Below are 23,636 nucleotides of genomic sequence, written 5' to 3'. Positions count from 1 at the left end.
ATTCTCCTCACACCTTCGCCAGATCGATCGTCACCGCCTGCCAGCCATCGGCCGCACTCTGGCGCGTGTAAAACCGCACATATTCCTTGGAGCCTGTCACCGTGATCGAGTTGCGGATCGCCTCCATCGCCCGCTTCCAGCGCTGATCTTCAATGTCGAGGCGCAGCAGCATGAACAGTTCGGACTTGTTGATCTGGCCTTCCTTGTCCGTGTTGAAGGCGCGCGTCACGATGGCCTGGATTTCAGGCCGGCTTTCCGCCGACCATTCAGTCAGGCATTCGTCGATCAGGCCCTTGGCGATCTGAAGCTGCGGACCAAAGCTGATCTGGTCGGAAACCTGCACCACGACTTTCATCTTTCCGTCGACAGTCTGGTAGGTCCGGTTGCCCTTCTGCCCACCAATCTTGGCACCGTATTCCTGGGCTAGCAGCGCATCGAACGCGCCGAGATCGGCCACCGTATGCCCTCGAAACCGGGCAATCCGGGCTGAAAGCTCAATGGCGTATTTCATGATCTTGCGGACGGTCTCGTCCTGTAATTTGTCTTCCGGCTTGATATTGGCCGTGGGCAGAAGATTGCCCTTGGCATCTTCCATGAACGGCCGACCGTTGATGATCGTGATCCCGTCATCGCTGGTTTCTTCGAGAATAATCGCTTCCATGTTGCTAATCCCTGATGGTTTTGACGGCGTTTCGAACGCCTTTTGAAGCCGCCAGGAGGGCGTTCAGCGCGCGTCTTTCATCGCGTGTGCCTTCGCTGGCTTCGTACCGGTTGAGAGCGTGCCAGAGTGTGCGGCCCGCCTGGATCAATGCCTGGATAGGAGGGCGGCGCAGAACGGCCGCCTCGTCCTCGCGCTCTGCCGCCCGCAGGGCCTTGATCACCAGCGGACCGACGGCATCGGCCAACTGATCGACAGGGATCTCCACGGGAACGACGAGCTTTTTCATGCGGCGTCTCCACCGTCATATGGCCCGCTGCCGCAGGGATCGATGACACGAACCCGGGTTGGAAAGCGCACAACGTTACCGGCCGAGATATCGATCATCGGGCCGGATTTGCGCCGGTCAGATCCCCCCTCACCGGCCATCTGAAGGCGATGCTCGAGGATGCGCATCTCCTCTTCCATATCCCGCGACAATTCTCGAACCGTCCTGAGATTGGTCAAAAGCTTGGTGACATGATCAGGCGCCAGTTGAAGGCCGGTCTGTTCGAATTCGCGCAAGCGCTGGCAGATCGAGTGGATCAGATCCGAAGGACGTGGAGCGCAATTCATGAGCGGCCTCCGAAATCCGGGCGGATGACCTTGGCATCGGCGTCCTTGGCCAGACCGGCGAACTGTTCGCTGGCCAGTTCATCGACAATCTGTCGCCCTGCTTTGCCCGCCTCCGTCAGCCGATGGACGGCAAGTTCCTGCTCCATGTTTCGGGCAAGCCTGGTCAGGCCGTCGAGAAAATCAGCTTCCAGCAGCAGTTCGGTGGTCTGGATCGTTGGCCGGTCTGCCAGACGGCGAATGCGACCGGCGACAGCGTGAATTTCCTTGTGGAGGCTGATCATGCCATGTCCTCCACGTCGCGGTTCTTCCAGGCAGCCTGGATGAACTTGAGGCTGACCTCGGTCCCCTCACCGGTTGCCACCATCCGGGCCATGCGCATGGTCTTTTCGATCTGGCGGAACGCCCCGCCCTTCATGCCAATGCCCATCAGAAACTTGATGCAGGCCGGATCGGTCACGCTCCAGGCGGCAATATAGGTTTGCAGATCCTCGGGGTATGGCTGCACCCGTTGAAGACGCTTGCCGATCCGGCTTTTCAGCTGGGCATAGGATGGCCCCTGCCTGCCGCGGGTAAAACGGCTGTAAACCTCGGAATTGCCGACAACCGCCACCCCGCATCTGTAGACGTCAACGAAATGGCGCAACTGGTTGAGCGCTTCGTCATTCAGATGCTGGCCCTCATCGACAATCAACAGAGTGCCGTCGCCGGTACGTTTCAGCTTGCCGCCGATGGCGCGCGCCAGTCGAGCGGGATTGTTCTCCTGAACGCCCAATTGCTCGGCCAGCTCGGTCAACATGCCATGCACCGTCTTGGTGCTTTCCGAGACCGTGGCGTGATAGACATGCGGGCGCGTGTTGGTGAAATATTCGCAGGTTGCCGTCTTGCCCATCCCAGCGCCCAGCGTGATCATCACCAGATCCGGGCAGATCTGCGCCCAGGTCAGGGTTTCCAGCACTTCGGCCGACCCGCGCAATTGCATGAATGAGGGTGCCTGCGGGATCATCGCGGCCACGCTGGCGGCGGCCTGCAGTGCATCCAGCCATTGTTCGATCATCGCGTTGTGGTTATCCAGCCGCCCTTCGTAACGCCCGGAAAACCACTGGCTGAACGTTGCGTCCTTCATGCCTGAACGGCGAGTGACCTCGGCCTTTGTCCAGCGAAACTGGCGGGCAACGGCAATCACCCGGTCGACCAGCTCCCACCATTTTTCGATATCGGCCTCGCTCTTGTTGGCCGAGACTTCCGGGGCCTGCAATGGCCGCTCCCACGATCCGCCATTCAACTGACCGGTCGGGGGGCTTGTGAAAGCATGTTTGTTCATCTAATTATAGCTCCGTGAAATAGCCCATTCGGGCCTGTTATCGGGCAGTCTTAGGACTGCCCTTCTTTTTTCCGGAACCGTACGCATTACTCTTCGGCTCGTTGTTCCCGGCGTCCGAAACACGCGACACCGGGCTATTCCCTCGCGGGAATTCAATGACCCCGCCGCCCTGAACCAGGCCCAGCGCGCGGGAAAAACTGTCTTCGAAATGCTGATCGGAAATCGCCTCGACCGGGGCTTCCACCTGCTGGCTGCGGGTGATCAACCGCGTCACGGCTGGCCGGATCGGCTCTGGTGCCTCCACCGGCTTGGGCTTGGATCCCTTGTAATAGATCTCGCCAAGCTGCTGGGCGCTGAGGGCTGCTTCCGCATCCGCCTTGAGGCGGACGGCTTTCTTGTGAGTGCTGGCAAGACGGGAATGCGCACGCGCATCGTCCCTGCTGCTGAAGCCCGCATCATCCATGCAGCCGGCTTCGCAGATCAACCGGTTCTTCAAGTCATAAACCCTGATCGGCTTATGAAGGGCATCGGGGTCAAACCGGATGATGACCTGCTTTCCAGCCCATTCGTTCAGGGCCGGATCAAAATAGCGGTTCCCCTGGAAATGAATCCCGCCATTCGACTTCTGGGTCCTGATCGCCTCAGACGCCAACATCCAAAGCGAGGACTGTGCCTTGGATGGAACCCGAACAATCGTGGTCGGCGCGGCCATCGAGGCGGCAAAGGTCTCATCGAAACTGCGACCTTTGCAGTTCTCGGCCCGGCGTCCCTCTTGTGCATTATGCTCGACAATCTGCGCCGCCACATGGGCGCGAAAATCATCGAGCGGAATGGCCCGCTCCATATAGTTTTCCGGCTTGGCGTCCGGCTTGTTACCGGTATAGGCCCCGGCGCAGAACGGGTGCTTGGAGATGTTTTCCGCCAGATCGCGCCAGGCGCGCTCGATCGGTTTGGACTGGCCGGAATAAGGCCGGGTCCAATGTACCTCAACGCCAAGCGTGGTCAGCAGGCCGCGCGGGTCTTCCGGCTTCACCTTGAAACGGAAACGATTGACCGTGCCGCCAGTGATCCATTTGCTGGCAAAGGCCCTGCCATTGTCGATGTAAATGTCTTCCGGGATGCCGAAAGCCTCGACCATGTCGCCGATCACCAGCCGCACCGCTTCCCATGTTTCGGCTTCCGACAGCCGCCATGCGACGATCTTGCCGGAGAAGAGATCCTGAATGCCGATGATGAAGAAGCGCACCGGCTTTTTCGACCAGGGAACCGAAACGAACACGTCGATCTTGTGGCCGTCCATATTGACCATCTGCATCGCATGCAGGTGGGCGCGGCTGCGGCGTTGGGCCGGATAGAGTGCCTTTGCCTTGTCCCTGCCCTCGCGCTTCAACAGTGTCACGGCCTTGCCGACTTCGCGGTCAAAACGGCGGCGCAGCGACCGCTCGGAGGGTATCGGCGACCAATGTTCGCGCTTGGCGACCTTCATCATTCGGCGATAGCAGGCTGCAAAGGCAGGCTTTTCCGGCCGCAGATAATCGGATTTCAGGAACACCCATGCTTCGGGATGGATGTCAGCCATTTCAGGCATGATCTCGAAGCTGGGCGACAGAGACGGAGCCAAAGCCGCCAGCCAGTCTTCGCGGCTCAGATCCTTCGTCAGCGCCTTCCAGGCATAATAGGCCGACTTCTGGACACCGGCATCGGCGGTGGCAATGGCAATCGCAGCGGCGCGGGTCACACCCGGCTGGGCAGCCATTACTTCCACCCGGCAAAGCACATCCAGCCGGCTTTTGCAGATCTCTCGATGTTCGTTTGAAAGCCGTTCAAACCGCGCCCAAATCCGGTTCTTACGCGCCATGATCGCCTGCCATTTCTCAGGCGTTTGCGATCCCTCAGCAATCGTCAGCCGTGTCTGCGCAGCGTGCGGCAGAAGGGAGACATGATATTCCCAGACCTTTTTGGTCGTGCCTGCGACCTGCCGCGCCAGGCCGTCATGGCCCCTCCAATATTGGCTGGTGGCAAGCCGATGCAGGCTCGCAACATTGTGCGGCAGATCCGGCAGCTTCAGCTCCGCAAGCTCGGCCAGCGAAAACCACTCCTTCATGACCGCCCCCTGGAAACCAGCGTCACGGGGCGCGCGCTTTGGCGGCGGATTTCCGCCTCGATGCGCTTGCGCTCCTGCCGCAGCCTGGAGATTTCGGCCAGCCGTGCCTCGTCACCGATCAACACGGTCACGCCCTGAACAGAGGCAACCTCATCCCAAAGCCAGAGCGCGCCCGTGGCATGAACAAAGGCCGTGAAGCGGATCAGCGTTACATCGTGACCATTGCGGCTTTCGGCGGTATAGGCGTCCAGCGTGGCTTTGCTGACATTCGGCAGGCCGAGATAGTGCGCCATGCGGGCGGCAATGGTGGGCCGGTCATAGTCGCATTCACGAATGGCGCGGGCCATCGCCCGTTTGATCTTGGCGCGGTAGCGATCGATATCGACCTGCTTTGCGCCATCGCGCACCGGGAACACCGGCTGGGCGAAAAAGTCGAGCTGGGAAGGATCGGGCTTGCTCATTGGGCAGCCTCTTGAACATCATCCAGCAAACCGATGGATTGCAGGAAGCGCTGGCGTGTCGCCTCGTCGGCTCCCTTCCAGGCCGTCTTTAGCTGGTGAAGCGCGATCGCCTGTTTGTCGGCCTCCGAGATCGGAGGTGCTGGATCTTTCGCCCAGGCCAGAACCTTTTTGATATCCGGTTCCTTCTCCAGCCCGGCAACAATCCCGGCCTGCTTGCTCGGACCAGCTTTAGCGAGCTTGAGCAGAAGCGATTGGTTGTCGGCGGCAGGGGTGCCGCGAAGCGCGGTACGAAGTGCGGGGGAAAGGCTCTGGGCTATCTGATTAAGCCGTTTTACGGACCGCTTCGAAAGCCCCATACGTTGGGCAACGTGCGCAGAAAACCCACGCTCGGCCTCGTCCTCAAACAATTGCACCAAATTTGCTCGGTGTCCTACCGAAGGGCCAACTTGGCCCTTCGACTGCTTGAGGTTGTTCGCGGGGTCAATTTTCCCATACTTCTGCTCCCACACATCGCGGTAGCTCTGCACAAAAATCGCCCGGTCAATCACCGAAAGCTCGTTGCGAAACAGGTTCTCGGTGATCTCAAGCAATTGCGCCTCGGCCTTGTCGGCCTCGACCACCATGGCCTCGATTTCACTTTCGTCATTCAGCACCATGGCCCGCAGGCGATGAGCGCCGGCGACAAGCGTATAGTTTCCGCCCTTGGCAGCCCGGGTGCTACGCACGGTGATCGGGTTGAGCAGCCCATGTTCGACAATGCTCTGGGCAATCGCCAGTGCATGATCTTCCTCGACCGCCCGCAGGCGCTCCGGAACCACAATCTGGTCGATAGGGATGGTTTTGAACTCGGCCATCAGGCGGCGTCCTCCATGCGGGCAGTCAGTGAGGCGCGAGCCGCAGCCGCCATCCTGCAATAATGCTGTTCAAATCGTGGGGTCAGCAGGCGGCGGTCGATCGTTCGAAGCGCCCGGTTCACGGCCTCGCGGGATCTTTCCTGATGCTCCACCACCCGTCGTTTGGGGATCAGAAACACCCGAACCATCAGGTGAATAACCACCTGCCGGGCCAGTGCCGCATCGAACCATTCATGCGGCGGATCGATGATGGCCTGGACTGTGAGATGCGGAAAACCCTCATGCACAGCCATCACGCAGGCATGAAACGCCCCGTCATGCAGCGACGCCTGGGAGTGGAGGTTCAGCATGGGACGCCCCCTACTCGGCGAAACATCCGGTAACCCAACCGGCTGTTTTGGTCAGGGCGAATCAGGGGAGCATAGCGGTCTCGGAGCTGCCCGAACGCAGCGCCGAGACCTGTCATCACCCCGCAACGAGGATACGAGGAGACGATCCGAATGAAGAGAACGATAGAAGAGCGCATCACGGCCACGATGAAACGCGCACGTGCGCTCGACCCGCTGCTATGGCGGCATCCCTTGGCAGACGCGACCGTAGACCTTCTTGAAGACGGCAAGCCAGTGACGATCGAAAGCCTGATTGCACATCCGGAGGTTACGGAAACCAATGCTTCGGCGTTATTGCGACGGGAATTTTCAGAGGCGGCCATTGAGCGCCTCCGCGAGATTGTCGTGAAGAAGGATTGAGGAAAGAAGCTGCGAGGCGATGGCCTCATCTTGCTTGTAAAGCAAAGCTTCAAGGGCAAGCTCAACAAGCCGGGCGGCGGTTTCATCTTCACCGGCTGCACCAATCAGCTTCCGAAGGACGGCATCAGCAGCATCCTCCGCGATGGAAGGGTTTTCGGTGACAATTTGAGCGTGTCGATTTGTCATTGTTCGTCTCGATGTTCTGGGTGAATGTTTGCGTGTGGCGTGGATCGCTGGACTGGACAGCCGGAACGAAGGAACTTCTGAGAGGGCGTGCTTTTGCTCTGCCGGTGAAAACCCGGATGCCAAAGGCTAGAACAGCAAGCGATCCGCACCAATTCAGGCAGCCTTGCGGGTGCCGGAGCTTTCAAGGCGGCGCTTTTCCATGTTGGGCGGGCGCTGATAGTTTTCAGGCGGCTGCGGTGCGCGGCGTTGACCATCAGGATGATACCGGCTGCGCCACAACAGATGCGGGCGGGTCTTCAAGGCAGCGGCAATCGCCCGTTCTCCGGCCAGATTGGCCTGCTGCAACGTGTTCCCGGCCGTGCCGCGCGGCAAGCCATATTCCCGGTCGATCGCCAGCAGCGTGAGACCGGCCACATTGAGCCTGGCTTTTATGCGATTTATCTCATCAAGGCGCAGTTTCGCTGCCTTGTCCGTAACACGGGCACGGTGCATAATAGTTCCTCGTTGTGAACGGGGAGGCCCTGACTGGCCTCCTTTTTCATGGGTGATTTGATCTGTATTTATAGAGAGGATAACGAAGTTTCATCGTTTTGTAAACGATATTTCTTCGTTTAATGGCATGGCGCGTCCAGAAAACATAAAAACACCGCTCGGCCAAAGGCTTACGGATGTCCGGAAAGCGATAGGGCATGACAATAGGAAGAGCTTCGCGGAGCTTCTTGGGATTCCTGCCGATACCTTGGGAACTTACGAGCGCGGCGTGAGCGAACCCAATATGACGCTCTTAAGCGCTTACAACGACCTGTTTGGGGTCAATCTGAGCTGGCTGATCACCGGCAATGGCGCCATGTTTGCCAACACCTCACAAATTGAGCTGCCCGAGGTCGTTAAACCCGACTTCGTCATGATGCCCCAATACGATGTCTGCGCTTCAGCCGGAACTGGCCTCCTCCCTGTCAACCAGATGCCAACCAGCGAAACAGCATTCGAGCGAAAATTCCTCCGAGATCTCGGCGGCGCCCCTGACCACTGCTTCCTCATGTGGTCCACCGGCGACAGCATGCTGCCCACCATCCCCGACAACGCCCTCCTCATCGTCGACGCCAGCCAAACCACCGTCGACCACGGCCGCATCTACGTCTTCAGCGTCGGCAACGCCGTCCTGGTCAAACGCGCAAACTGGCGAATGGACGGAAGACTAGACCTGATCTCAGACAACACGGCCGGGAAGTATCCGGTGGAGACGTTCGACGCGAACCGGGTTGAGGATCTGGCAGTTGTTGGACGGGTGATTTTTGTGGGGCATCCACCGTGATTGGCGTTATAACTAAATCTAACAGAGATGATTACGGGCTTTACCGCCGCCAAACTCATGTCACTTTGCAAAAGTAGTTGTGTGGCGCAAAATATCAGTATAACCGACTTTACCTACAACTGTCCAATCTTCTGAAACTGTCGCTTCGATTTTCCAGGATTTAGCCAACGTTTTTACGAATATTGATTCAAGTTGTGATCGCCGATTTCTGCCCACTCTACTCCGACTAACGCCAAAATTATTAGATAAAGTCGGTATGAAAAAAACCTGGTCGTCAATCTCAAAATTGTTTTCAAATGCTGAACTGGATGTATCGTCATCATCATCATAAATCACATCCCCCAAATGAAAAGTAACTTCATCCAAACTCCTAAATAATTTAGCGAGTTGTATTTCATTATACCATTTTCCATCACGCTGAACAATTGGCAGACGGTTGATGTCTCCTCCGAGCTCTAATATCACCTCAGCCATCAATGCACGTCTCTCATCAGAGATGTCACATTTTAAAATCAAATTAGACTGCTCGGCCGCCCATTCCTTTATCTCAGCATTATCGATTATTGCAGTACCACTGCTCCGTGCTGCAGTTTGAACCTCACCAAGTAGCACACCCGCTAAATGTGATACGCTCTGAATGCGGAACCCTCCTGAGACCAAAACACCAGATTGCTTGCTATATCCAATAGATGGCCATATCGCCGCCCTACCAATAACATTACCTGATGTATCTCGAATAGGCCTCATAAGTTTGTTAATATTTTTGGAAAGATGAGTTGGTATATCATCAGAAATCCGCCCATAGAGCGACAGAGGATCAATCGTGAGCCAATCATTTGCCTCAACCACAATGTCTGTCTGATTTTTTACTGTGACGCGAATGCGGCTTTCACTACAAGGAGCAATCTCCTTTATAAGCTGACAAAGATCAGAGGGAGCCATATTATATTCAAAAATAGACCCAGAAGATTTTTCACTGTTACGAATATTACCATCAACTACGAATTTAAATTTGTCTTCGCCTTGAGGATTCCCTAGTAATTTAAGTTCGATACGCGTTCCACCGTTTTTTGGCGTTTCCACATTTCCGGCTACCATTAAAATTGGACGCGAGTTGAAGCCATTATTGAACGATAACTTGAGCGCGCTGGAAGAGGCTTGATCATATCGACGCGTAACAACGTTTACGTCTTTGGCGATCATAAAAACTGAAAAGAACCCGATGCCAAACCGGCCTACAGCATTCATACCGTTCGCCGCGAGTCCGGGGAATTCTCCATTAACTGCGGTTGTCCGCCATAACGAGCTTCCGAAATCGACAAGATTTTGCGTCAGCACAGTTTCTGACATGCCGACGCCATCATCTTCTACAATTAGCCAACTACCGTCGTCGCGATCTTCCAATGTGACGTCTATGACACCAATGCCATCGAGAGATTGCAACAGTCTTCGAGCTTGGATGGCATCAGCGGCATTTTGAATAAGTTCTCGAAGCGGGGCGTACCACTCACTCCCGTAGAGCTTCTCTCCCCCGAATATAGAAATTATCCGTGGAACATCAGAAATATGAAAAGGCGAGTTTACGGGCTTCCAGCCGACAACAGGGACATCATGAGCAAGATCAGAGGGATTTTGAACACCTTTCACTCTGCGAACCCTAAGCCCCGAATGCCCCGCATCTTTTAAAAGTAAATCTGTTTCTCTTAATTCCCGGTCAGCTAGAGTCAGCGCATCATATCCAAGCCACCAACTCTCAGACTCTTCTACAGGGCAGGCTTCGCCCGCAGAGAACTGCAGGGCGTCTCCCTCGACACGAGGAAACCCCAACCTGCTTTGGAAAATCCAATGCAGGTCAGAATATCCCTTTGGACGATCTAACGCCCGGACGAATGGTGGCGCTCTACGCCTATCTAAATGTATTGCGTCCGCAACCCGCAGAAGACTAGCCAACTTCAGTCTGTCGACGCTATATTGAGTGAACGGCGGCATAGGCCCAAGGTGACCGCTTAATTTTGCTTGAACTTGAGAAATGGGCCACCAGTGGCTGTAGGCTATTTTGCCAATTGTCGGTCCGTAGTATTGTCTTATTTCACTTGTCTCAATCAAATACTCCCTCGCACCGCCACTCGGGCTTGGCCAAGATTGACCTGCTAACTCCTCTGCATGCCTTGCATGAAGTATTCTTAGAACATTCGTCAGCACAAACTTGTCGTCAGGAACGTATCCGTTTTGCGCTTTAAACAGCGCAGCAAAATCCCGCCATTCGAGCAACATCTTTAAATCATCTATGCCACCCGGATAAGCAGCAATCGTCATCGATGCGTCATGAAGAAGAATAGCGCCGCCAAATACAAACGCTTCAGCCGGATTTAGCCAAAGATCATCAGCGGCAACCAAACTTGCAGTTTCCCATAATGCGTCAAGATGGGTTATATCGTGAACGGTGTATTCGGGCATATCCCGGAGCACTCGAGCGACAAGGGGCTCGACTCGCGCCCTCATTGCCAAAAAATATCCTTTAAAACGTTCCTGCTCATTGGAATCTATTCCGGGGCGGTCCTGCAAAAACGATTCGGAAAATAAGCGGGAGCGTTCAAATGACATGGTGATCTCTTGTTTATAAGTCGTATCGACCACTACCACCTAAACGTAAACTATCGGTTGCGCACGCGGCGATGTACAGCCGCAAAAAGGACGGCTTTCGAATGCTTCTCAAATTCGCTTGTCTAGATTAAGCATGCGTCGCTGCAAAGTAGTCGGGATGACATTCATTGACATGATAAAAGGTAACCTGTCCGCAGCGGCACCAGCAAAAACCAAAGCTGGGAAGGCGATAGCCGTCGCCGATTCAAGCCTCAACATTGGGTATCATTGAAGACGTTTTGGGAGGAAATCGGACGTCAAGAGCTCGCCCGATCAGTTTGATGTCATTTTCGCTGACCGGACGGTTCGTGACAGAGATCAGGTTCTTGATGGCATCGCGAATAGTATTTTTCGTCGATGCTGCTGGCTCAACGGTATCGGTTTCGAAGCGCGCGTACGGATATAGAGCGTTAGTTGCAGAGTGAAGTCGCCCAAGGTCAACTAGGATGATCTCTTGCAAGCCGTTGGCAAGTGGTCCAGAGGTTGAATGATACCGAGACGTAAAAATGTGAAATTCCACAATCAGACTTTGAATGTGTCGAAACACCTTGTCGTCCAACGTAGGCGCAGACAACATAAGCACTGCCAGCGATTGATCCGGAACATCCACCAGTACGTAAGAGCCATCCATAATCGGAGTGATGCAGCTTTTGTAATATCTCGTTAGTAAAGCCAGCACCGGAATTAATTGGATACGGGCGCTCATTTCTTCTTTCCGTCGGACACGTCCGAGCTCAAGCCGCTGAATCTCGATTTGTCTCCACAATAGGTAAGCGCCTACGGTTGCTGGGACGCCGGCCAAAATGGCGGCTGCAAGCGTTTGCCAGTCGAAAAGAAGGTTGATCCAGTAGCTTCCGAACTTCGGTTCAGGTTTTATGAGTTCGGATGCAGACACAAAAGATTTTCTAATGAATTCAATCATTCGATTGCCGCGTGAGTTGATTTTTCCAAATAGGTTTATTACCGTCCTGGTTGTTATTAGCAAGGGGTTGGGGATGACTGAAGAAAGTTTTAGTCTGCGTTTACACTTTAGCGGCGGTGACGCGAATCATCATATGCTTGATGCATATGACGGATCTACGTCTTTACATGGCTTTGCACAGGCGCTTCAAATTGCGACGAATGCCTATATCAACCAGGATATCACAAACTACTCGACGGCACTGAAGAACGCAAAAGTCTATATGCGGCCAGCACGGCAGGGCAGTTTTATAGCTGACTTCACGACAGTCATTACTCGGAAACCCAAAGGCGTAACGGTCAACGCCCCAACTTTCTATGATTTTATTACATTTGCTTTCAATCAGGCAGTAGGCCGGACGCCTACCGCGCCCAAGACTGCATATGTCGACAGCTTGATTGGTCCGGATAAGCCCTTTTTCGATGACTTGGCTGAACATCTGGAAGGCAGCTTACAGAGAGCTCACCGCGTAATATCCGAAGGCGGAGTAACTGAAGTATCTGTTCAAAGACCTCGGGGGGAACAGCTTGTCGAGTTTGATCAGGAGACAAGTCTTTGGGTCAATACGCGGTCTACGGACGCATTTCCCCAGATTTTCACCGGAAATATCACACGCTTCAATTCCGTATCTCCTAACGGTCGAGCGTTCATCGACTCGTTCGGTATAATCGTTCCGTTCAAGCGTAGCATCGATTTCCCCGAGGGAAAGCGAGGGTTGCTAAGCTGGTCCCTTCACGGAAGCAATCTCGACACAAAGAAGAAACTCGAGATCGAGGCCAGAAAAGTCGAGTCGTCAAACGGCATAGTAAAGCGACTTATCATATCTGATTGTAACCATATCGAGGAATAGCCGCGGCTGGTCGGCCCGCGCTCCACTCGGTGATGGAAATCCCTATACAGAAATGACCGATTTGGGCAACCTTGGCGAACTGATATTCGAAGGGGGCAGTTGATGCTGATTACCGGCGGCAGGACCGGGGTCTCCTTGATATCGCGAACACTCTTCATGGCCTCTTCTAGGCCAACACTTCCGATGTCGAAGACATGATGCCCCTGCCGAAGCAGCTGGCCCACGAAAACCGGCTTCAAAATAAGACAATAGTCCAATATGGAATACTTTCTAAATCGGCTCCGACATTAGATAAGGTCGAAATTTGAACCGGCATAGCGGCACAACGTCATGACCACTCACTTAATCTCCCTTTAAAACACGTCTCAAACTCCCTTCGCCTTGATCAAGGATGCGTCGCTGCTAAATTGGTCAGCATGGGCACATTCATCGAAATGATCATCGGCAGCCTGTTCGGGGCGGCGCCGGCAAAAACCAAGATCGAAAAACGCATCAAGAATTACGGGTGGATTGTGCCTGTTGTCGTCGGGATTGGTCTGCTGTTGTTCTGGCACTGATTCTCAGGTCCTCGGAGCACTAGCGAGACTGGTACCCCCAAATAAGGTCAGATCACCCCGCTATCAGAAGCATTGAAGTGCGTTGTCGCTCCACTAGCTTACGTCAGATGGAAAAACTGCCGTTCGATGATAACGCAAACCAGATCTTTTCTTACGATGGCATCCCGGTCGGTTATTTCGGAGGCGGTATCGTGCCAGTCAAGCCTGGCACTTACCGTGACATGCCATTTCGAAGTCTTGGCCACTATATGATGGCGCGATCGCTTGAGGATGGCGGAAGGCCGGTTTGCTCCTACAAGCGCGTTAAAACCACCGTTCATTTCGAGGTCCTTGGTCGAAGCGCAAACAGAGAACTCCATCTTGGCGCCTTCACAACCTCTGACGACGAATAACCCAGCCGCAGACGCGATCGCATCGTCTTTCTGGCGTGGCAATGGACGCCATTTTGAGCCTGATTGTCAGATAAGATGCAAATATGGAACCTAAGCGGCGCTTCAGTATAGCCTGGAGCCGAAGGTCCGCCGTGAAATTTTCTTCCAATGGCCAGCATCGAACAAGTCATTCATTTCCATGCATTTTTGGCTCGCAAAGGATAATTCCGGCGCGAAATTTTTACTGTCTGAGTTTAACGGCAAATGTGGCGAGGCGTAGCGACCTACGCTGGTGCAATGTTCCTGCAATATCAATCCGTTGAAAAACGTCACACCTGCTCTGAAGGGTTTTTGAAGGCACACGTTAAGTTTGGTCATAAACTACGCTTACGCCCAGATCACACGCCCATCCCGCTTATTTTACCCAGGCAATGACGCAGTTCGATTGGCAAAATATCTTTTTGAAACAACCACTCCCACCTGTTCCCATGAAATTTCGCAAATTCCCGCCAATTCCACATCTGCCTGACTGACAACAACGCAGAACCGGAAAAATGAAAATTCCGGATCGCATATCCAAACGTTGATTCGAACATAGTTTGAAGGCCGCTCAAATGGCCATTTACCTCGGGTGTTGACGTGGTGCATCGTAAGCGATGTTCCGCTCCCACATTGGCAGCAAACTCGTTGAGATAATCTTCTGAGCAGCTAAAGTCGTTCCGTTACGTGGTGTGAGGAGCTTCTAATCGATGTCCAAGGTATTCGAAGTTTTGAGTCGCCTCGATGATGCGAAGATTCACTATTTTATCGGCCGGTATCGCCCTGACACGATTGATATCACGGCCACGATTGTCGGAGAGCGCGTAGAAATCTCCGTGTTTGACGACGACCACATTGAGATATCTCGCTTTGTCGGAAACGAAGACGTCCTCGGTGAGGAGGTCTTGGACGACATTTTGAGAAGGAACGGATGAGCGTTGCTACGTTATCGGCGATCACTAAGGTTCGTGGTCGGATGGTTCCATGGCAGCAACTCATCGACCCGGCTTTGCCTGTGGTCGTTGACTATGGCAGTAAGCGTAGTGGTGAGATAGGCCAACAGATCGACTGCATTGAGCTTGCAGGTCTCAATGAGCGAGGCGATAGTCGCCCAGTTCTCAGCCCCGGCGTCATGTCCGGCAAAAAGTGCATTCTTGCGATTGAGAGCAATCGGCCGGATGGTTCGCTCGACGGTATTGTTGTCAATCTCGATGCGTCCGTCAGACAGGAAGAGCTTCAGGCCATCCCAGTATTTGGCGATGTAGGCCAGAGCCTCGCCGATTGGGGACTTGACCGCGATACGGGCACGGTGATGGACGAGCCAGGCATGCATGTCGGCGACCAGGGGCGCAGACCGTTCCTGTCGCCCGGCGAGGCGAGCCTCAGGATCGAGGCCACGCAATTCGCCCTCGATCCGATACAGTTCACCGATCCGTTTGACGCCGTCCTCGGCGATGGGTGCTGCTCCGGTTCGAGTGATCTCGACCAGCTTGCGACGTGCGTGTGCCCAGCAATAGGCAAGCCGAATTTCTGCATCGATACGGTCAGATGCGATCAGTCTGTTGTATCCGGCATACCCATCGACCTGCAGGATGCCGGAGAAGCCCTGCAGTATCCGTTCGGCATGAATGCCTCCTCGACCGGGAGCATAGGTGAAGGCGACGCCCGGCGGAGCACCACCATTCCATGCACGATCATCCCGTGCCAACGCCCAGAAGTATCCGGTCTTGGTTTTGCGCGAGCCGGGATCAAGCACCGGAGCACGGGTCTCGTCCATGAACAGCTTGGTTGACCGCTTCAGGTCGGCAATCAGTGCATCGAAGACGGGACGTAATTCGAACGCTGCCCTGCCGACCCAATCGGCAAGGGTAGAGCGGTCGAGATCGATGCCCTGGCGGCCGATGATCTGGGCCTGTCGATAAAGCGGAAGGTGATCGGCATATTTGGAAACCAGCACATGGGCGACGGTCGCTTCCGTCGGCAGGCCTGCCTGGATCAGCCGTGCTGGAGCTGGGGCCTGGACGACGCCGTCGGTGCAAGCACGGCATGCATATTTGGGACGGCGGGTGACGAGGACGCGGAACTGCGCCGGGACGACGTCCAAACGCTCGGAGACATCCTCGCCGATGCAATGCAGGCAACCTCCGCAGGCGCAGATCAGGCTTTCCGGCTCGATCACCTCTTCGATACGGGGAAGATGCTTTGGAAGGGAGCCACGATTGATCGCACGTGGCTTGCTAATCCTGTTTCCAGCAGGAGCGTCCGCCTCATCCTCGGCACGGATCGCTGCCATGGCTGTTTCCAGGTCTTCTAGTGCCAGATCGAATTGGTCGGGATCGGTCCTCTCGGACTTGCGGCCAAAGGCGGCCTGCTTGAAGGCCGCGACCAGCTTCTCAAGCCGTACTATCCGCTCATCTTTGCGGGCAATCTGGGCATCTTTGCCTGCCTCGCGTGCCTGCGCCGCGATCAGCATCGCCTTCAGGGCAGCGACATCATCAGGAAGGTCGGCGGTATCAAGCATGGCCGGAATCTACCAAATACCGCGCCGATTTGCCTTTGGAATCTACAGTCCTGAGTCATCGTGCCGCAGCTATTCGATGGTCTCTGGCGTTCTCGTCTTGACGGCATGAACCCGCCGCCAATCGAGGCCCGCAAACAGCGCTTCGAACTGGGCGTGTGTCAGCGTCATCAGGCCATCCTTGATACCGGGCCAGGTGAAGGTGTGCTCTTCCAGCCTCTTGTAGGCCAGGACGATCCCGGAGCCATCCCAATAGATCAGCTTCAGCCGATCTGCCTTACGAGACCGGAACACGAAGACCGTTCCGGTAAACGGGTCTTTGTGCAGCTCGTTCTTTACCAGCGCCGCCAATCCGTCGTGACCTTTAAGGAAGTCTACCGGCTTGGTCGCCACCATGATCCGCACGCGGTTCGACGGAAAGATCATGCCGTGGACGCCAAGGCACGCGCAATAGCGGCGATCCGAGCAGCCGACGCACCTTCCTCAAGACGGATCGTGACCGGACCCAACACGATCTCCGCGCGGGAGACTGATTTGGCAGATGGGCGCTCCGGCGCGTAAATTGGCGCGGGCGGCTCGACAATCATGGCTGCGAATTCGACCACGTCTTCCGGCTGTGGCAAGAGCAGCTTGCCTTGCCGCGCCAGCGTGCGCCAACTCGACAGGTGGTTAGCCTTCATCCCGTAGCGGTCCGCCACTTCGTTCACCGTAACGCCCGGACGCAAGCTCTCCGAAACGATCCGCGCCTTCATCTCATCAGGCCAGTGGCGATGCATCTCACGTCGACCTCGCCGCGTCGTGAGAAACTCCAATGTAGACTCCATGGAGAAACTCCTTATCGCTTGTCCATGGAACGTCGATCACAGATCAGGCGACAGCGCACAATGTGGGGGCAGCACACCGGTTACGGTGCATCGGGGACAAAACCCTACAGAACTATACAGAGAAATCCGATCAATCCAATCAACGCGACAAGCAAAAGAAGAAGCCGTATTTTCATCCAGAATGCCGTTTTACGAGAAATCGGCTTCTGGAAGTTTTCATATGCTTGGGAGTAATCGAGCTTGGTGAACCCAGACCCCAATCTACGAGGCGGCATCGTCGCACCGACGACACCGCAAGCCAAGACAAGAAAAACAATGAATACGATAATCACCTCGTGACCTCCGACATCAGCGGTTAATCCGCCTCCTGAGACCGAGAATAATTTGCTTGCTTGGCCTCAAGGTCAAGCGTTGCGAAAGGGAACACGTCTTCTTCTGGCGCGAACCGGCCATGGCGGCTTTCGGCCCGAAGCGGATATCAAACCAATGTCACGTAGCTCTCCTAACTGTGCATTGAAGCCGCCACCCGCACAGGATATCCTTCTTATAAGTTCATGCTGAACCGCGTTGTGCGGCCTCCAAGAAGGAGCCAGTCTTTAGATAGACGGAATTTCAAATAATTTTATTGGATAATCTCCATCAAATATAGGCTTCATAAAACGATGAAGGTCTATAGGGTAAATAACATCGCTACTATTCTCAATTTCTTGAATACTCCACCATCGCATTTCCAATATTTGGTTATGCTCATGGCGAGTCCATTGGACGTTACTAAGAGACTCGCTCGTTGAATGAGCAACGATAAAATGCTCCTTGAACGTTATACCCCAATCACCACTGCGTCGGCTGTCCTCTCCATACCAAACGACAGGGCCGAATCGAACATCTACAAGACCGGTTTCTTCGGTGATTTCGCGTAATGCAGCCTCGATGATGGTCTCTCCCGGTTCGATTCCGCCACCCGTTGTTGTCCAACAGGGGTTGTCGACGCCAGATCGATCAGTATTGCGATACCGGATAAGCAGAAGCCGCTCAAGCGGAGACAGAAGGATCACTCTTACACGGCTTGGACTGTGACCTGCCATTCATAATCCCCTTATTGGAATTTGCACTAGCAGCAATGACCGGTTCTGGCGCAAAGCTGCCGCTCGCCAAGGATATCGACGACTTCGACTTCACCAACACGCCCGTCAATGAAGGCCTTGTCCGCGACCTGGCCACCGGAGCCTTTGTTGCCGATCAGCGCAATGTTGTTCTCGTCGGAGGCACGGGCACCGGCAAGAGCCACCTGGCCATCGCGATCGCCCGCGCGCTCATCCGCAACGGCACACGCGGGCGCTTCTACAATGTCGTCGACTTGGTCAATCGGCTGGAGACGGAGACGCGCAGCGGCAAGCAGGGCCGGACGGCGGACTATCTCAACCGCCTCGACTTCATCATCCTCGACGAACTCGGATACCTGCCATTCGCCCAGGCCGGCGGCCAGCTTCTGTTCCACCTGATCAGCAGGCTCTACGAGCGCACATCCATCATAGTCACCACCAACCTGGCATTCGGCGAATGGCCAACCGTCTTCGGCGACGCCAAGATGACCACCGCGCTCCTCGACAGGCTCACCCATCACTGCGAGATCGTCGAAACCGGCAACGAGTCCTGGCGCTTCAAAAACCGCTCTCAAAGCTAAAGCCGAAGAGCCCCATCACCCGCACCTGTTTCGCCCTCTGCAACCCCGGCCAGCGCCGGGCGATCCAGGTGCTGATCGTCAACACGGGGGTCAACATTGGACGCCGATATGGGGTCAACTTTCCGCGCCGATTGACAATAGAAGAGCACGCCCGGCCGGTCATAGCGGTTGATGAAGGCCAGCCAGTCCAGGTTCTCGATGACGACGCCAGAGAGGCGCTCGTGGACATCTTCCAGGAGCGGCGCGAGGCGGGTCAGGTTGAACCGGGCGCTGCCCTCGTGCTGGACGCCGAAGGTCTGGCCTGCGACCTTGCCGCCGAAGGCGAGCTTCTGGAGATAGATGAAACGCGCCGCCCGTTCCAGATCGGTCAGCGTTGCCGGATCACAGGCCTTCAGACGCTCGAATTCGCGGCGGCTGGTGATCTGGAACTTCAGGATGTCGATGAACTGCGGATGTAGAAGCCCTTAGGGCTAACGCCGAAGACGGCATTACAAGTTGTTGGTGCTGGCAATACTAAAACCAAGACGCAACACACGACAATGCAATTGCCTCGCTGCGGACAGATGGCATTTGTCGTCAATCCAGATGTATGGGAAGAAAGGCCGCGCGCTTAACGACCGGGAAAACACGAGCCATCGCTGTTAGCACAGGCTAAACGATCAGACCGAAAAGTGGTAACCACTTTTCGGTCTGATTCTTTAGGAACAGATCGAGCTAGAATAGGCGATCAGAATATCTTCTCGCCTTCTACTCGAGCATGTCGACAAATTCGGGTTCAAACCACGCAATACGTTTGCGCGCATCGCTGTGCAGTGAACGCGAGTCCGTTGTTAAAGCACGCTGACGTTTTCAGCCTTCGACTTCCCGGTCTTACGGTCCTGCCCGATTTCGAAGCTGACCTTGTCACCTTCTCTGAGCGAGTCACCGCGCTGCAGGGAAGACACGTGAACGAATACATCCGTTCCACCATTCTCGGGCGTGATAAAACCAAAACCCTTGTCGTCGTTAAAAAATTTCACAGTACCAGTAGGCATGACATTTCCTCTTGAATTCCCGTAGCCGTTTGACTCCGCGCCAGACTTTTATAGCGTGATCCCCTGTCGATCAACCACCAACACAGAGATAGAAAGCTAATTGGCAGAATTGATTGCTTCTTCCGGTTTTAAAATAGGTCTTCAACACCGCTTCGACCTGGGTGACGTCGCAAAAATTATCGCGGCACTCGTCATAGCCGACAGAACTGGCCTGCAACATAGCCTTATCCAAAGACAGATCGGTGACGATCTGCTTCAGCTTGGCATTGTCCTTCTCCCACCGCAGCTATAGAGACCTGAAGACCTCAATGAACTCAAGAGTTCTGCCTCACCTCTGAGTTTACCCTTTCTCAACCAGACACAAATTTCTTTGCGCAATCAAGCGCTTCGGCGATGGAGACATCCATGTCGAGATATCGGAAAGTGCCGAGCCGGCCGACGAAGGTTACATTTTTCTCAGCTGCAGCCAGTTCTTGGTACCGGGTGAGGTTATCCGACAGACCGGTGAGGTGTACCGGGTAATAGGGAATGTCCTTCTCCGTGCAGGAGCGGCTATATTCCTTGTAGCAGATGGTTTTCTCATGCGTTTCCCAGGGCGAGAAATGCTTATGTTCAGTAATCCGGGTATAGGGCACGTCAGAGCCGCAATAATTCACCACTGCATTTCCCTGAAAATCGCCCTCCCCCCGCAGGATTTCGAAGTCCAGCGTGCGATAAGGAAGCCTGCCTTCGCGATAATCAAACCAGGCATCCAGCGGACCACTATAGAAAACATGGTCGAAATCATCCTTTTCTGCCGGAGAAAAGGGCCTGTTCAGGTGAACTTCAACGCCATCGATATCCAGTATCCGCTCGACGATCTGTGTATAACCATGCTTTGGCATGCCCTGGAAACGATGATTGAAGTAGTTATCATCGTAATTGAACCGGACCGGAAGCCGTTTCAAAATACTGGCCGGCAACTGGTCCGGTTGCACACCCCACTGCTTGATCGTGTACCCCTTGAAGAATGCTTCATAGAGCTCCTTGCCGATAAATTTCAGCGCCTGTTCTTCAAAGGATTGCGGCTCCTGATCCATTTTCAGGCCCTTCGATTCGATAAAGGCGCGGGCCTCAGTCGGGTTGAAGGTCTTACCGAAATACTGGTTGATCGTGTGAAGGTTGATCGGCAGAGAAAAGACCCGACCTTCGGTTATGGCCTTCACCCGGTTGGTATAGGGTTGGAAAGTATCGAATCCCGTAATGTAGTTCCAGACAGTCTCATTATCGGTATGAAAAATATGCGGCCCGTAGACATGCACCATGACACCTGTTTCAGGGTCGCGCGCCGTGTGGCAATTGCCGGCGATATGGTCGCGCGCCTCGAATACGGAGACCTTGTGCCCCGCTGCGGCGAGTTCGCGAGCGATGACCGCTCCTGAAAGTCCTGCGCCGACAATTGCAATTTCTTTCATCAACCCCGATTCCCCATTGCTGTTCAAGGCGAATGGTAAATCATTGTGTTTGCGATAAGAAGGCCGAGATCAACAAGAGATCTACATCTCCACCAGATAACGCGGGTTTCTGGAATTTGCTATTGTCAATAATCTATTTCCAGAGCAACACATTCAACAAATGCAATGTTTTTTGAGAATTGCGCCACGAGAGACATCAGGGATCAAATAACGTTTCTAACAACAGAAGTTGCACCATCGCTCTACCGCCGCCCATTAAATGAAAATTAGTAATTCCTCGGGTACATATGATCGCATAAGTCGATCTCTCGTGCAGAACGGAGGTGGACTATGTTAAAGGCAAATTTTGGCGAAACGACATGCACCTTTGCAACACGTTATCGCCAATTGACGTAGGATCAGAGCTTCTGTGAGCTCTTATGCATGATGCGCTCCTAACGTGCCGGCTCATCCGAGCCATGTCCTGAGTAGCATTTTCTCTTCTGACGCGATTTGATTCGACGGTGCGACGTGTCGTGACCCGTTAGAATCCATGGTGGGAGGGTGATGTTGGCATTCCGTTAACCCAAGGGGCACATCTCAATGACTTCTATTGTTTCGTCGTTATCCATCACACAAATCAAGGCGCTGTCGACCACAGCGATCGCATCACTGAATACCGAAGATGCAGCTGCACTATCGACCACTCAGGTTGCCGCATTGTCTTCCAAGCAGATCGCCGCGATCGAAACGGTAGACCTGGCTGTGCTGGACTCCAACCAGATGGGCGCGATTTCCGTTACCGGCGTTGTCGGCCTGACGCTCAGCCAGCTGACCGCGTTGAGCTCGGGTCAGGAAGCCGCCTTGAGCACCAAGGCTGTGGCAGCACTGACGGCGTCCCAGATCGGCAATTTCGGCACGACGCAAACAGCCAATCTGTTGTCATCGCAAGTCTCGGTTCTGTCCGCGACACAAGTCGCTGCACTCGGCACCGATGATATCGCCGTGATGTCCTCCGACCAGATCCAGGCAATCAGCACCAAGGCTATCACCGGCCTGACCTCGTCGCAGCTCGGAGCCTTGTCCACAGACCAGGTCACTCAGCTGTCAACCGGCCAGATCTCCGCTCTCAGCGCCAAGCAGCTCGCTGGCCTGACCACCGATGCAGTTGCCGCCCTCTCCAGCACCCAAGTTGCTGCAATCAGCGCCAAGTCCATCAGCGGCCTGAGCACAAGCCAGATAGCTGCGCTGGAGACCGCGGATGAAGCCGCCCTGACGTCGACACAGATCGCCGCATTGTCCACTGCACAGGTCAAAGCCCTGTCTTCCGACCAGGTCTCGGCCTTGTCGTCCACGCAGATTTCCGGCTTCTCTTCGGCTCAGCTGGGCAGCCTCGACACAGCTGATGTGGCAACGCTCGACAGCGCCGATCTCGCTGCCATCAGCACCAAGACCATTGTCGGCCTGACGACCACGCAGATCGGGTCCTTGTCCACCGATCAGGTCAGCGCGCTGTCGTCCGGCCAGATCGCTACCCTCGGCGCAAAGCAAATCGCCGCCCTGACCACCGACGCTATTGCTGCCCTTTCCAGCACCCAGGTTGCTGCAATCAGCGCCAAATCCATCAGCGGCCTGACCACCAGCCAGGTGGCTGCACTGGAAACTGCAGATGGAGCTGCCCTGACAACGGCACAGATCGCCGCATTGTCCACTACACAGGTCAAGGCCCTGTCTTCCGACCAGGTCGTTGCCTTGTCGACAACCCAGGTCGCAACCCTGTCTTCAGCCCAGGTTGGGGTTCTGACCACCGATACCGTAGCCAGCCTGTCGACAGACCAGGTCGCATCGATCTCCACCAAGTCAATCGGCGGCCTGTCGACAAGCCAGATTGCGGCCCTGACGACCGCTCAAGCGGAAGCTCTGACAACCAGCCAAGTCGCCAACCTGAGCTCCAAGCAGATTTCTGCGATCGAAACCGCCGATATCGTCACCTTCTCCACCGGCGACATTGCTGCAATCAACGTCAAATCGATCAGCGGCTTGACCACCCAGGATATCGGCGTCCTGACCAGCGACCAGTTGCAGTCTCTAACCACTTCGCAGGTCCAGGCTTTCAGTTCGTCGCAGGTTGAGGCCATCATCCTGGCATATCAAAGCATCTAACTGCTGACAGGCGCGGCTTAGGCCGCGCTTGCAAAACCTTCGATACAAAGACCAGATGCGGCGCCTCATACAGGCGCCGCATTTGCTTTTACAGGCTCCATTCCGCCCAAATGCAATGTTTTGCCCGTGTTTTTTGCTGGCAACCCTTCGTCAAGCCCGATGCAAGCTAATGCCGCTACCAAGGCCAAGCATGACATTGCGATCCAGTTTTACCGTGGAAAAGTGTTATGCGTCATGCCTCATGCCCATCGGCATAGGCCTGCTGTCGTTACCCGGCCTTGCGGCCGACTGTTCCT

General features: G+C 54.8%; 27 protein-coding genes and 2 pseudogenes. 8 read left to right on the top strand and 21 right to left on the bottom strand.

What is annotated here, in order from left to right; genetic code table 11:
* Positions 1–7: 7 nt before the first annotated feature.
* From IEI95_RS14750 to IEI95_RS14710, 9 genes are read right to left on the bottom strand one after another with little or no spacing between them, the layout of a single operon-like run.
* Entirely contained in the window at positions 8–661 is a 654-nt protein-coding gene (locus IEI95_RS14750; RefSeq protein ID WP_071203644.1) for a DUF3164 family protein, read from the bottom strand.
* A gap of 4 nt (positions 662–665) precedes the next feature.
* Entirely contained in the window at positions 666–947 is a 282-nt protein-coding gene (locus IEI95_RS14745) for a hypothetical protein (RefSeq protein WP_041696875.1), read from the bottom strand.
* Entirely contained in the window at positions 944–1,273 is a 330-nt protein-coding gene (locus IEI95_RS14740) for a hypothetical protein (protein ID WP_194416629.1), read from the bottom strand. Before IEI95_RS14740 ends, IEI95_RS14745 begins: the two co-directional genes overlap by 4 nt.
* On the bottom strand, positions 1,270–1,554 hold the full coding sequence (locus IEI95_RS14735; RefSeq protein WP_194416628.1) for a hypothetical protein: 285 nt from the start codon (positions 1,552–1,554) through the stop codon (positions 1,270–1,272). Before IEI95_RS14735 ends, IEI95_RS14740 begins: the two co-directional genes overlap by 4 nt.
* On the bottom strand, positions 1,551–2,594 hold the full coding sequence (locus tag IEI95_RS14730; protein WP_194416627.1) for an AAA family ATPase: 1,044 nt from the start codon (positions 2,592–2,594) through the stop codon (positions 1,551–1,553). The genes IEI95_RS14735 and IEI95_RS14730 overlap by 4 nt, the downstream gene beginning before the upstream one ends.
* A gap of 37 nt (positions 2,595–2,631) precedes the next feature.
* Positions 2,632–4,698 carry a transposase domain-containing protein gene (locus IEI95_RS14725; RefSeq protein ID WP_194416626.1) on the bottom strand — a complete coding sequence of 689 codons (2,067 nt, stop codon included), beginning with the start codon at positions 4,696–4,698 and terminating at the stop codon, positions 2,632–2,634.
* The gene (locus tag IEI95_RS14720; protein ID WP_071203634.1) at positions 4,695–5,159 is read right to left on the bottom strand and encodes a hypothetical protein; all 465 of its coding nucleotides are present in this window, start codon (positions 5,157–5,159) and stop codon (positions 4,695–4,697) included. The genes IEI95_RS14725 and IEI95_RS14720 overlap by 4 nt, the downstream gene beginning before the upstream one ends.
* The gene (locus tag IEI95_RS14715; RefSeq protein WP_194416625.1) at positions 5,156–6,013 is read right to left on the bottom strand and encodes a ParB/RepB/Spo0J family partition protein; all 858 of its coding nucleotides are present in this window, start codon (positions 6,011–6,013) and stop codon (positions 5,156–5,158) included. The genes IEI95_RS14720 and IEI95_RS14715 overlap by 4 nt, the downstream gene beginning before the upstream one ends.
* Entirely contained in the window at positions 6,013–6,363 is a 351-nt protein-coding gene (locus IEI95_RS14710) for a hypothetical protein (protein WP_194416624.1), read from the bottom strand. The genes IEI95_RS14715 and IEI95_RS14710 overlap by 1 nt, the downstream gene beginning before the upstream one ends.
* Before the next feature lie 150 nt (positions 6,364–6,513).
* Here IEI95_RS14710 and IEI95_RS14705 point away from each other — a divergent pair, with 150 nt between their 5' ends.
* Positions 6,514–6,762, top strand: a complete 249-nt coding sequence (locus IEI95_RS14705; RefSeq protein ID WP_194416623.1) for a hypothetical protein — start codon at positions 6,514–6,516, stop codon at positions 6,760–6,762.
* Here the strand turns inward: IEI95_RS14705 and IEI95_RS14700 are convergent.
* Together IEI95_RS14700 and IEI95_RS14695 are read right to left on the bottom strand one after the other, a co-directional pair.
* Positions 6,712–6,948 (bottom strand): hypothetical protein, encoded by a 237-nt coding sequence (locus IEI95_RS14700; RefSeq protein ID WP_194416622.1) that lies wholly within the window; start codon positions 6,946–6,948, stop codon positions 6,712–6,714. The genes IEI95_RS14705 and IEI95_RS14700 overlap by 51 nt on opposite strands.
* 153 nt (positions 6,949–7,101) lie before the next feature.
* Positions 7,102–7,440 carry a helix-turn-helix domain-containing protein gene (locus IEI95_RS14695; protein WP_156590288.1) on the bottom strand — a complete coding sequence of 113 codons (339 nt, stop codon included), beginning with the start codon at positions 7,438–7,440 and terminating at the stop codon, positions 7,102–7,104.
* A gap of 127 nt (positions 7,441–7,567) precedes the next feature.
* Between IEI95_RS14695 and IEI95_RS14690 the strand changes: the two genes are divergently transcribed.
* Positions 7,568–8,263 (top strand): XRE family transcriptional regulator, encoded by a 696-nt coding sequence (locus IEI95_RS14690; RefSeq protein ID WP_194416621.1) that lies wholly within the window; start codon positions 7,568–7,570, stop codon positions 8,261–8,263.
* Between the two features lie 60 nt (positions 8,264–8,323).
* On the opposite strand, the gene IEI95_RS14685 is transcribed toward IEI95_RS14690, so the two are convergent.
* Complete coding sequence (locus tag IEI95_RS14685; RefSeq protein WP_194416620.1) at positions 8,324–10,867, bottom strand: HD domain-containing protein; 2,544 nt, start codon at positions 10,865–10,867, stop codon at positions 8,324–8,326.
* A 244-nt stretch (positions 10,868–11,111) separates the two neighbouring features.
* Positions 11,112–11,828: a hypothetical protein gene (locus IEI95_RS14680; protein ID WP_194416619.1), complete on the bottom strand. Its 717-nt coding sequence runs from the start codon at positions 11,826–11,828 to the stop codon at positions 11,112–11,114.
* Between IEI95_RS14680 and IEI95_RS14675 the strand changes: the two genes are divergently transcribed.
* From IEI95_RS14675 to IEI95_RS14665, 4 genes are all read left to right on the top strand, one after another.
* Complete coding sequence (locus tag IEI95_RS14675) at positions 11,815–12,717, top strand: DUF7946 domain-containing protein (protein ID WP_194416618.1); 903 nt, start codon at positions 11,815–11,817, stop codon at positions 12,715–12,717. The two genes, IEI95_RS14680 and IEI95_RS14675, sit on opposite strands and share 14 nt — an antisense overlap.
* A 434-nt stretch (positions 12,718–13,151) precedes the next feature.
* Positions 13,152–13,274: a hypothetical protein gene (locus IEI95_RS29625; protein WP_273545177.1), complete on the top strand. Its 123-nt coding sequence runs from the start codon at positions 13,152–13,154 to the stop codon at positions 13,272–13,274.
* Between the two features lie 107 nt (positions 13,275–13,381).
* Positions 13,382–13,666, top strand: coding sequence for a hypothetical protein (locus IEI95_RS14670; protein ID WP_194416617.1), 285 nt, complete (start codon positions 13,382–13,384; stop codon positions 13,664–13,666).
* Between the two features lie 728 nt (positions 13,667–14,394).
* Positions 14,395–14,619 carry a hypothetical protein gene (locus IEI95_RS14665; protein ID WP_156536667.1) on the top strand — a complete coding sequence of 75 codons (225 nt, stop codon included), beginning with the start codon at positions 14,395–14,397 and terminating at the stop codon, positions 14,617–14,619.
* An 11-nt stretch (positions 14,620–14,630) separates the two neighbouring features.
* On the opposite strand, the gene tnpC is transcribed toward IEI95_RS14665, so the two are convergent.
* The 4 genes from tnpC to IEI95_RS14645 all read right to left on the bottom strand — a co-directional run bounded on the left by tnpC (position 14,631) and on the right by IEI95_RS14645 (position 18,111).
* On the bottom strand, positions 14,631–16,205 hold the full coding sequence (gene tnpC, locus IEI95_RS14660; protein ID WP_194416616.1) for an IS66 family transposase: 1,575 nt from the start codon (positions 16,203–16,205) through the stop codon (positions 14,631–14,633).
* A gap of 69 nt (positions 16,206–16,274) precedes the next feature.
* Positions 16,275–16,628, bottom strand: coding sequence for an IS66 family insertion sequence element accessory protein TnpB (gene tnpB / locus IEI95_RS14655; RefSeq protein WP_194416615.1), 354 nt, complete (start codon positions 16,626–16,628; stop codon positions 16,275–16,277).
* Positions 16,625–17,026: an IS66-like element accessory protein TnpA gene (gene tnpA / locus IEI95_RS14650; RefSeq protein ID WP_194416614.1), complete on the bottom strand. Its 402-nt coding sequence runs from the start codon at positions 17,024–17,026 to the stop codon at positions 16,625–16,627. Before tnpA ends, tnpB begins: the two co-directional genes overlap by 4 nt.
* A gap of 596 nt (positions 17,027–17,622) precedes the next feature.
* A complete protein-coding gene (locus IEI95_RS14645) occupies positions 17,623–18,111 on the bottom strand; it encodes an NUDIX domain-containing protein (protein WP_156536660.1) in 489 nt (162 codons plus the stop codon).
* Positions 18,112–18,161: 50 nt separating this feature from the next.
* On the opposite strand from IEI95_RS14645, the pseudogene istB reads away from it, so the two are divergent.
* A pseudogene (gene istB / locus IEI95_RS14640) lies at positions 18,162–18,710 on the top strand (IS21-like element helper ATPase IstB); the annotation flags it as partial.
* A 137-nt stretch (positions 18,711–18,847) separates the two neighbouring features.
* Here the strand turns inward: istB and IEI95_RS29445 are convergent.
* The 4 genes and pseudogenes from IEI95_RS29445 to glf all read right to left on the bottom strand — a co-directional run.
* Positions 18,848–19,165: pseudogene (locus tag IEI95_RS29445) on the bottom strand (DNA adenine methylase); the annotation flags it as partial.
* A gap of 375 nt (positions 19,166–19,540) precedes the next feature.
* Positions 19,541–19,744, bottom strand: a complete 204-nt coding sequence (locus IEI95_RS14630; protein WP_015916634.1) for a cold-shock protein — start codon at positions 19,742–19,744, stop codon at positions 19,541–19,543.
* A gap of 70 nt (positions 19,745–19,814) precedes the next feature.
* Entirely contained in the window at positions 19,815–19,964 is a 150-nt protein-coding gene (locus tag IEI95_RS14625; RefSeq protein ID WP_156534527.1) for a hypothetical protein, read from the bottom strand.
* Positions 19,965–20,094: 130 nt separating this feature from the next.
* Positions 20,095–21,198 (bottom strand): UDP-galactopyranose mutase, encoded by a 1,104-nt coding sequence (gene glf / locus IEI95_RS14620; protein ID WP_015916635.1) that lies wholly within the window; start codon positions 21,196–21,198, stop codon positions 20,095–20,097.
* Positions 21,199–21,780: 582 nt separating this feature from the next.
* Between glf and IEI95_RS14615 the strand changes: the two genes are divergently transcribed.
* Positions 21,781–23,340, top strand: a complete 1,560-nt coding sequence (locus IEI95_RS14615; RefSeq protein WP_071203616.1) for a hypothetical protein — start codon at positions 21,781–21,783, stop codon at positions 23,338–23,340.
* The last annotated feature ends 296 nt before the right edge of the window (positions 23,341–23,636 follow it).

This window comes from Agrobacterium vitis, assembly GCF_014926405.1.
GTDB lineage: Bacteria > Pseudomonadota > Alphaproteobacteria > Rhizobiales > Rhizobiaceae > Allorhizobium > Allorhizobium vitis_H.
Note: the sequence above shows the minus strand (reverse complement) of the source record. Positions and strands in the feature narration are given on the sequence as shown.

Coding starts and splice junctions, on each gene's coding strand:
- IEI95_RS14750 (WP_071203644.1), bottom strand. CDS start 661: ATGGAAGCGATTATTCTCGAAGAAACCAGCGATGACGGGATCACGATC.
- IEI95_RS14745 (WP_041696875.1), bottom strand. CDS start 947: ATGAAAAAGCTCGTCGTTCCCGTGGAGATCCCTGTCGATCAGTTGGCC.
- IEI95_RS14740 (WP_194416629.1), bottom strand. CDS start 1,273: ATGAATTGCGCTCCACGTCCTTCGGATCTGATCCACTCGATCTGCCAG.
- IEI95_RS14735 (WP_194416628.1), bottom strand. CDS start 1,554: ATGATCAGCCTCCACAAGGAAATTCACGCTGTCGCCGGTCGCATTCGC.
- IEI95_RS14730 (WP_194416627.1), bottom strand. CDS start 2,594: ATGAACAAACATGCTTTCACAAGCCCCCCGACCGGTCAGTTGAATGGC.
- IEI95_RS14725 (WP_194416626.1), bottom strand. CDS start 4,698: ATGAAGGAGTGGTTTTCGCTGGCCGAGCTTGCGGAGCTGAAGCTGCCG.
- IEI95_RS14720 (WP_071203634.1), bottom strand. CDS start 5,159: ATGAGCAAGCCCGATCCTTCCCAGCTCGACTTTTTCGCCCAGCCGGTG.
- IEI95_RS14715 (WP_194416625.1), bottom strand. CDS start 6,013: ATGGCCGAGTTCAAAACCATCCCTATCGACCAGATTGTGGTTCCGGAG.
- IEI95_RS14710 (WP_194416624.1), bottom strand. CDS start 6,363: ATGCTGAACCTCCACTCCCAGGCGTCGCTGCATGACGGGGCGTTTCAT.
- IEI95_RS14705 (WP_194416623.1), top strand. CDS start 6,514: ATGAAGAGAACGATAGAAGAGCGCATCACGGCCACGATGAAACGCGCA.
- IEI95_RS14700 (WP_194416622.1), bottom strand. CDS start 6,948: ATGACAAATCGACACGCTCAAATTGTCACCGAAAACCCTTCCATCGCG.
- IEI95_RS14695 (WP_156590288.1), bottom strand. CDS start 7,440: ATGCACCGTGCCCGTGTTACGGACAAGGCAGCGAAACTGCGCCTTGAT.
- IEI95_RS14690 (WP_194416621.1), top strand. CDS start 7,568: ATGGCGCGTCCAGAAAACATAAAAACACCGCTCGGCCAAAGGCTTACG.
- IEI95_RS14685 (WP_194416620.1), bottom strand. CDS start 10,867: ATGTCATTTGAACGCTCCCGCTTATTTTCCGAATCGTTTTTGCAGGAC.
- IEI95_RS14675 (WP_194416618.1), top strand. CDS start 11,815: ATGAATTCAATCATTCGATTGCCGCGTGAGTTGATTTTTCCAAATAGG.
- IEI95_RS14680 (WP_194416619.1), bottom strand. CDS start 11,828: ATGATTGAATTCATTAGAAAATCTTTTGTGTCTGCATCCGAACTCATA.
- IEI95_RS29625 (WP_273545177.1), top strand. CDS start 13,152: ATGATCATCGGCAGCCTGTTCGGGGCGGCGCCGGCAAAAACCAAGATC.
- IEI95_RS14670 (WP_194416617.1), top strand. CDS start 13,382: ATGGAAAAACTGCCGTTCGATGATAACGCAAACCAGATCTTTTCTTAC.
- IEI95_RS14665 (WP_156536667.1), top strand. CDS start 14,395: ATGTCCAAGGTATTCGAAGTTTTGAGTCGCCTCGATGATGCGAAGATT.
- tnpC (WP_194416616.1), bottom strand. CDS start 16,205: ATGCTTGATACCGCCGACCTTCCTGATGATGTCGCTGCCCTGAAGGCG.
- tnpB (WP_194416615.1), bottom strand. CDS start 16,628: ATGATCTTTCCGTCGAACCGCGTGCGGATCATGGTGGCGACCAAGCCG.
- tnpA (WP_194416614.1), bottom strand. CDS start 17,026: ATGGAGTCTACATTGGAGTTTCTCACGACGCGGCGAGGTCGACGTGAG.
- IEI95_RS14645 (WP_156536660.1), bottom strand. CDS start 18,111: ATGGCAGGTCACAGTCCAAGCCGTGTAAGAGTGATCCTTCTGTCTCCG.
- IEI95_RS14630 (WP_015916634.1), bottom strand. CDS start 19,744: ATGCCTACTGGTACTGTGAAATTTTTTAACGACGACAAGGGTTTTGGT.
- IEI95_RS14625 (WP_156534527.1), bottom strand. CDS start 19,964: ATGTTGCAGGCCAGTTCTGTCGGCTATGACGAGTGCCGCGATAATTTT.
- glf (WP_015916635.1), bottom strand. CDS start 21,198: ATGAAAGAAATTGCAATTGTCGGCGCAGGACTTTCAGGAGCGGTCATC.
- IEI95_RS14615 (WP_071203616.1), top strand. CDS start 21,781: ATGACTTCTATTGTTTCGTCGTTATCCATCACACAAATCAAGGCGCTG.